Origin of the sequence: Saccharopolyspora sp. (assembly GCF_017434145.1) — a bacterium.
Taxonomy (GTDB): Bacteria; Actinomycetota; Actinomycetes; order Mycobacteriales; family Pseudonocardiaceae; genus Saccharopolyspora_C; species Saccharopolyspora_C galaxeae.
Genome location: NZ_JAFRFW010000015.1, coordinates 1 through 6,432, shown reverse-complemented (window position 1 = coordinate 6,432; position 6,432 = coordinate 1). Strand labels below are relative to the sequence as shown.

Here is a 6,432-nt window from a genome sequence, read left to right as displayed (position 1 = left end):
CGCCCGCCGGCTGGCGCGGCGACCGCAGCGCGCAGTTGCAGGCCGAGATCGACGCCTGGCCCGCGCCGGAGGAGGAGCTGCAGGCCGACGGGTGGGCCACCGTCGAGACCTGCACCGTCAAGCACGGCAAGGACGGCCGCCGCACCGGCATAGTGATCGGACGGCTGGAAGGCGACGACCGCCGCTTCATCGCCACGACCGAAGACGCCGAAACCCTCGACCTGCTTTCGACCGGTGAGCCCATCGGCGTCCGCGTCTACGCGCGCTCGTTCGGCTTCGGCAACCGCGTCACCACCACCGAGCAGCGGATGGAAGCGCTGTTCCCGCCACGCCCGAAGGTGCTGCGCGAGGACTACGAACACGTGCTGGCGCGCCGCGACGGGCACCTGCTCGAGGTCACGATCAACCGCCCGGAGGCGCGCAACAGCCTGCACCCGCAGGCCAACGAGGAACTGGACGAGGTCTTCGACGCCTTCTTCGCCGACCCCGAGCTGTGGGTGGCGATCCTGACCGGCGCCGGGGACAAGGCGTTCTCCGCGGGCAACGACCTGCACTACTCCGCATCCGGCAAGCCGATGTGGGTGCCCAAGAACGGATTCGCGGGGCTGACCGGCCGCCGGGACATGACCAAACCGGTGATCGCCGCGGTCAACGGATACGCGATGGGCGGCGGCTGCGAGATCGCGCTGGCCTGCCAGCTGGTGGTGGCCGACGAGACCGCGCACTTCGCGCTGTCCGAGGTCAAGGTCGGACTCGTCGCGGGATCCGGCGGTCTCATCAGGCTGCCGCGCGCGGTGCCGCCGAAGCTGGCCAACGAGATGATCCTGACCGGCAAGCGGCTCACCGCGGCCGAAGCTCAGCAGCACGGCTTGGTCAATCGCGTCGTCGGCCCGGGCGCCGCGCTGGAGGGCGCTCGCGCGCTGGCCGCCGAGATCCTGGACGGCTCACCCACCTCGGTCCGCGTCTCGTTGCAGATCATGAACGAGACCGCGGGCATCGCCGACACCGTCGACGCGGTCGCGCACCCGTCACCCGCGTTGGACGAGCTGATGGTCAGCGAGGACAGCGTCGAAGGCGTCACCGCGTTCGCCGAGAAGCGCCGTCCTCGCTGGCGCAACCGCTGATCGCTCGTGCTCCGGCACCGGACCCGGCCCAGCAACGGAGGGAACCATGCGGCGAGGTCGTCGGTTCGTTCGCCGAGCTGCGCGGAGCGGGTGCGCTCATCCGCGAACTCGCCGCCGCTCACTCCTTGCGATGCAGTCGGCTTTCGCTGCCGATGTGTTCGCTGCGCGCAGTTGTGCGGATTTTCGGATGGGAATATTTGTTTTGGATTATACCGAGCAGTTGGTGGATGGTTTTGGCGTGCGAGAAGGTGCTGCTGACGCCGTCCGGTCGTGCAAGGTGTCATTGACGTGCAGTCCGGATGCTCGCGAAGATGAACGCGGGAAATGGACGGTCGTGTTCGTCGGCGCTGAGGAGAATGTATGTCCGGTGCCCAGCCTCCGGAATTCCAGCTGCTCGAGCAGAGCGTCGGCTACTTCTACTCGGCCGCGCTGCGCGCCGCCGCGCTGCTGAACATCGCGGACCACCTCGCGGGATCGGCCAAAAAGCCGGACGAACTGGCCGAATCGGCGGGGGTGCACGGGCCGTACCTGCATCGGCTCCTTCGCTTCCTAGCCACCCGGGACGTGTTCGCCGAAGACGACGCGGGCAGGTTCCACCTGACTCCATCGGCGGAGTTGCTGCGCACCGATGCGCCGCGTTCGATGCGCTCGGCCGTGCTGATGCTGACCGACCAGGTTTTCTGGAAGCCCGCAGAACTGCTCGACGAGACGGTGCGCGCGGGCGCCACGCGGTTCGAGGAGGTCTTTCCCGCGCCGTTCTTCGACTGGCTGGCCCAGGACGAGCAAGCGGGCGATGCTTTCCACTTCGGCATGGCTGCGATGTCCGATTCGGAGAACCGGCGGATCGCGGCGGACTATGATTTCTCCGGCTGCTCGAAGCTGGTCGACGTCGGTGGTGGCCAGGGCGGCTTCCTGGTGGAAGTCCTCCGGAAGTCGCCGAACCTGCACGGCGTGCTCTTCGATGAGGAGCACGTCCTCGCGCAACATCGACTCGGCGAAGTCCGGCATTCCGGCGGCTGCGAAGCGGTTATCGGTGACTTCTTCAGCGCGGTGCCATCCGGTGCCGATGCCTACGTCCTCAAGCGAATCCTGCACGACTGGGACGACGAGGAAAGCACGCGCATTCTCGCGCGGTGCCGCGAGGCGATGGACCCGGACGCCCGCGTTTTCGTGATCGATGCGGTCATCCCGGCGGGAAATGAGCCGCATCCGGGAAAAGCGCTGGACATGCTGCTCATGACGTCGCTGTCGGGCAAGGAGCGGACCAAGGCGGAGTTCGAAGCGGTGTTCGCAGGTGCCGGGCTGTCCGTGACGCGCGTGATCCCCACATCCACACCGCTGTCGATCGTGGAAGGCGAGCGGGAGTCGGGATAGCCGCCGCGGCAGGAGTGGATGCGCCGTCGCCCTACCGGCTCAGCCGCGCTCGACCGTCCCCGGCGCGGAGATCTCTTGTGGTCGACTTCGTGCACCGTCTACGGTCGCCGAAACGCGTCGCCAGTGCGGGCGGTCGTGGGTGCGCTGAACGCCGCGTTCTTCCAGCCGCGGCTGGCGGCCGCTGGAAGCCGCCGGTTCGATCGGACTCGCCGAGTCGGCACCCGAGCCGCGGGGTTCTCCGATCGCCGCCGCACGCCGACGAAATCGGCCCGGAAGGAACGAGATGACCGCGCCCATCGTGCTGACCGCCGCACCCGTCGGCTTCGCCCCGGACGGCTCCGTCGACCTGGCGGCCTCGCGCCGCATCCTCGAGTTCATCGCGGATTCCGGCACCGACGGGGCGTTCGTGCTCGGCACCACCGGCGAGTTCCCGAGCCTGAGCAGGCAGGAGCGGCACGAACTCGCGAAGCTCAGCCTCCAGGTGCTGCGCGGCAAGCGGGTAGTGGTGCACGTCGGCGCGCCAAGCGCTTTCCAGGTCCGCTCGCTGATCGCGGACGTGCGCGAGCTGGGCGCGAGCGCGGTCGCGGTGATCACCCCGTACTACCTGCCCGCCGGGGACGACGCGATCGTGGAGTTCTACCGGTCGGTGACCGCCGCGGCCGACGACCTCGAGGTCTACGCCTACCTGTTCACCGCACGCACCGGGAACACCGTCGGACCCGAGCTGCTCACCCGGATCGCGGCGTTGCCGAACGTCGTCGGCGCCAAGATCAGCGGCGAGACGATCGAGGCGGTCGCCGCGTACCGGGAGGCGGTTCCGCCCGGCTTCCAGCTGTTCACCGGTGGCGACCGGGACGTCGCCAGGGCGGCAGCGCACGGTGTCGACGGTGTCGTGTCCGGGGTCGCCTCGGTGTTCCCCAAGCCGTTCGTCGAGGCCGCCGCGGGCGCGCACGACGACGAGGCGGCATCCCGGTTGCAGGCGGCGGTGGACATCGCCGTCGATGCCGTGCGCGGTGATCCGGAGCGGATGAAGGCCGGCTTGGCATTGCAGGGCGTCGCCGCCGGAACGAGCCGGATGGCGCTCGACTCGGTCGACGCCGAGGGACGTGCCGAGCTGGAGCGCGCGATCGCCGCGCTGAGGTGACTCCCGCGAGGGGCGTGCCGGTAGCTGCGAAGTGCTGGTCGTGCCTCGCAGTCCGGGCGTTCTCCCCGCGGCGCCGGGAGGTCCGCTGTGGTCGGCGCAGCGAAGCCGGCGGCACGGATGCCGCCGGCACGCTCGTCATTTCGGGTCGAGCACGAACACCGGGATGTGCCGGTCGGTCTTTTCCTGGTAGTCGGCGTAGGACGGGTAGGCCGCGACGGCCCGGTCCCACCACTCGGCTCGTTCCGCGCCTTCGACCTCGCGTGCCACGTAGTCCTTGGTCACGGTGCCGTCCTGCAGCGGGAACTCGGGGTATGCCTTGATGTTGTAGTACCAGCTGGGGTGCTCGGGAGCGCCGCCCTTGGACGCGATCACCGCGTAGCTGCCGTTGTGCTCGACCCGCATCACGGGGGTGTAGCGCAGCTTGCCGCTCTTCGCGCCGCGCAGGGTGAGCAGCACGATCGGTGACCCTTGGACGTCGAGGCCCTCGGTGGTCCCGGTTTCGACGATCTTCTTCGTCTGTTCTCGCACCCAGTCGGTGGGGTTGAACTCCACGGTCTCGTTCGACATGTGGGAGATCAACAACCTCGGAGCCGCCGTTATTCCGCGGATCCGCGGTCGGGAATCGGACGGGCGCAGGCAGCGGTCGGTGCAGTCCGCCCCCGCGGTGCCGCTGCTGCTGTCCAGCCGTCACCGGTGACCAGCCGGACGCTTCGCGCGAAACCGGTGCGGGACCGAGATCGTCATGACTACCCTGACGCGAAGCAGCCGTCGCCCCATCACCAGCACGACCGGCTGCAGGCCGTGTGCAGCACCTTTCGGGAGACCAGCGGGAAACCTGGGTATGAGCCTGACTTCGTTGTTCGCATTCGTCCTCGTGCCCGCCTGGTTCATCTACCGGCTGGTGCGCGACCCGGGCAGTGCGGCGCTGCGAGCGGTGGTGGCCTGCCTGATCCTGCGGGCCGCGGACAGCCCCGCGGTCATGGCCGCCCTCCGCGACGCCTTCCACCTCGCTCCCGCGGTCGAGAAGCTGATCAAGAATTACGCGCTGGCCGGCAGCTGGTGTTGCTTGCTGCTGTTCTTCCTGTTCGCCGCCGGTGCCGGTGCGCGCAGGGCAGCGCGGGAGGCGGCGATCCTCGCGGCCGTGCTGGGCGTGCTGACGCTGGCGGTGGTGCTCACTCCGAACCCGGATGCGGTTTACCCGACCAGCCCTGCGCTGGCCTCCGCCCGCTATCCGACGGTGCTGGTCTTCTACGTACTCGGCAACGCCTACTTCGCCTATGCCACCGGCGCGGCGGCGATGTGGGCGGTGCGTTATGCCCGCGAATCCACCCGCAGGACCCGTTTCGGATTGCGACTGGCTTCGGCAGGTCTGGCCGCTTTCGCAGCGCTGTCCGGGTTGCGGGCCGTGCTGATCGTGTTCCCGCACGCGCCTGCGTCGTCCGGCGTCGTGAACAAGCTGATCGGCCCGTCGCTGTGGCTGTTCGTGCTCGGGGTGTGCGTGGCCGGTGCGGTGGCCCGGCTCGCCGCCGCCTGGGTGTGGTGGCGGCACCGCCGGGTCTACAACGATCTGCAGCCGTTGTGGCAGGTCTTGCACGAGGCGTTTCCGGCGGACGCGCTCGACACGCACCGGCGCCCGGCGCCGTGGTTCGACCGGATCTCGCCCGCCGGCTTGCATCGTCGTTACTGGCGGCGGCTGATCGAATGCCGGGACGGGCTGGTGCAGCTCTCCCCGCACCTGGTCGATGTCGGGTTGGATCCGCAGCAGCCGGGCCGCATCACGTCCGAGCAGCTGCTGGAGGCTCTCCAACTGCGCAAGGACGGTGTGGTGCCGAGCTCGACGAGCGCGGTCCTCGTCGCCGCGCCGGCGGAAGGCGAGGACGCCGAAGCCGACGCCGAACAACTGCGCCAACTGTCGCTGTCCCTCGCCCGCTGACGTCCCCGACTCCGAGGTTCCCTTCCTTGCAACGCCTGCTCACCGCCCGAACCCTGCTGCGCGGACCAGCCGAGGACCGCATCGACGAAGGTGCCGTGCTGATCGACGGGGACACCGTGGTCGCCGCCGGGCCGACGGACGAGGTGGCCCGGCGAGCCGGGCCCGGAATCGACCGCGAGGACTTCCCGGACGGCACGATCCTGCCGGGCCTCATCGACGCGCACGTCCACCTCGCCTTCAACGGGACGGCCGAGGTCGTCGAGTCGTTGCAGCAGGTCGGTGACGAGGAGCTGCTGGCCGAGATGGCCGATCGCGCGCGCCGCATCGCAGCGACCGGTACGACCACCGTGCGCGACCTCGGGGACCGGTCGGGGTTGGCGCTGCGGCTGCGCTCGTCAATCGCCGGCGGCGACCGGTTCGGTCCGCGCATCCTGTCCGCCGGTGTCCCGTTGACCACTCCGGGAGGGCATTGCTGGTTCCTCGGGGGCGCGGTCGCGGGGCGCGCGGAGATCCGCGAGCACATTCGGCACCAGGCCGAGCAGGGCGTCGACCTGATCAAGGTGATGGCTTCCGGCGGGCACGTCACGCCCGATTCGCCCAAGCCGTGGGAGGCCCAGTTCAGCGACGAGGACCTGCGGTTCATCGTCGGCGAGGCCCACCGGCGCGGGCTTCCGGTCGCCGCGCACGCCCCCGGCACCGCGATCAGCCGCTCGGCGGTGGACGCCGGGGTCGACACGGTCGAGCACTGCACTTGGATGCGCCTGGACGGCCAAGGCGGTCTCGACGAGCACCCGGACATCGCCGAGCGCATGGCCGCTCGCGGCATCCGCGCCTGCCCGGCCTGGCCCTCGGACTGG

The 6,432-nt window shown here is 69.7% G+C and carries 6 protein-coding genes; 5 read left to right on the top strand and 1 reads right to left on the bottom strand.

Features of this window, described 5'->3' with window-relative positions:
* The 3 genes from IJH84_RS00365 to IJH84_RS00355 all read left to right on the top strand — a co-directional run.
* The coding region (locus tag IJH84_RS00365) for an enoyl-CoA hydratase-related protein (protein ID WP_295138802.1) at positions 1–1,124 on the top strand (1,124 nt) is incomplete at its 5' end.
* 360 nt (positions 1,125–1,484) lie between these two features.
* Entirely contained in the window at positions 1,485–2,498 is a 1,014-nt protein-coding gene (locus IJH84_RS00360; RefSeq protein ID WP_295138799.1) for a methyltransferase, read from the top strand.
* A 283-nt stretch (positions 2,499–2,781) separates the two neighbouring features.
* Entirely contained in the window at positions 2,782–3,642 is an 861-nt protein-coding gene (locus tag IJH84_RS00355) for a dihydrodipicolinate synthase family protein (protein WP_295138796.1), read from the top strand.
* 135 nt (positions 3,643–3,777) lie between these two features.
* On the opposite strand, the gene IJH84_RS00350 is transcribed toward IJH84_RS00355, so the two are convergent.
* A complete protein-coding gene (locus IJH84_RS00350) occupies positions 3,778–4,209 on the bottom strand; it encodes a nitroreductase family deazaflavin-dependent oxidoreductase (protein WP_200073380.1) in 432 nt (143 codons plus the stop codon).
* Positions 4,210–4,498: 289 nt separating this feature from the next.
* Here IJH84_RS00350 and IJH84_RS00345 point away from each other — a divergent pair, with 289 nt between their 5' ends.
* Both IJH84_RS00345 and IJH84_RS00340 read left to right on the top strand, forming a co-directional pair.
* On the top strand, positions 4,499–5,575 hold the full coding sequence (locus IJH84_RS00345) for an MAB_1171c family putative transporter (RefSeq protein WP_295138793.1): 1,077 nt from the start codon (positions 4,499–4,501) through the stop codon (positions 5,573–5,575).
* Positions 5,576–5,601: 26 nt separating this feature from the next.
* Positions 5,602–6,432: amidohydrolase family protein (locus IJH84_RS00340; protein ID WP_295138790.1), on the top strand; the 831-nt coding region annotated here is incomplete at its 3' end.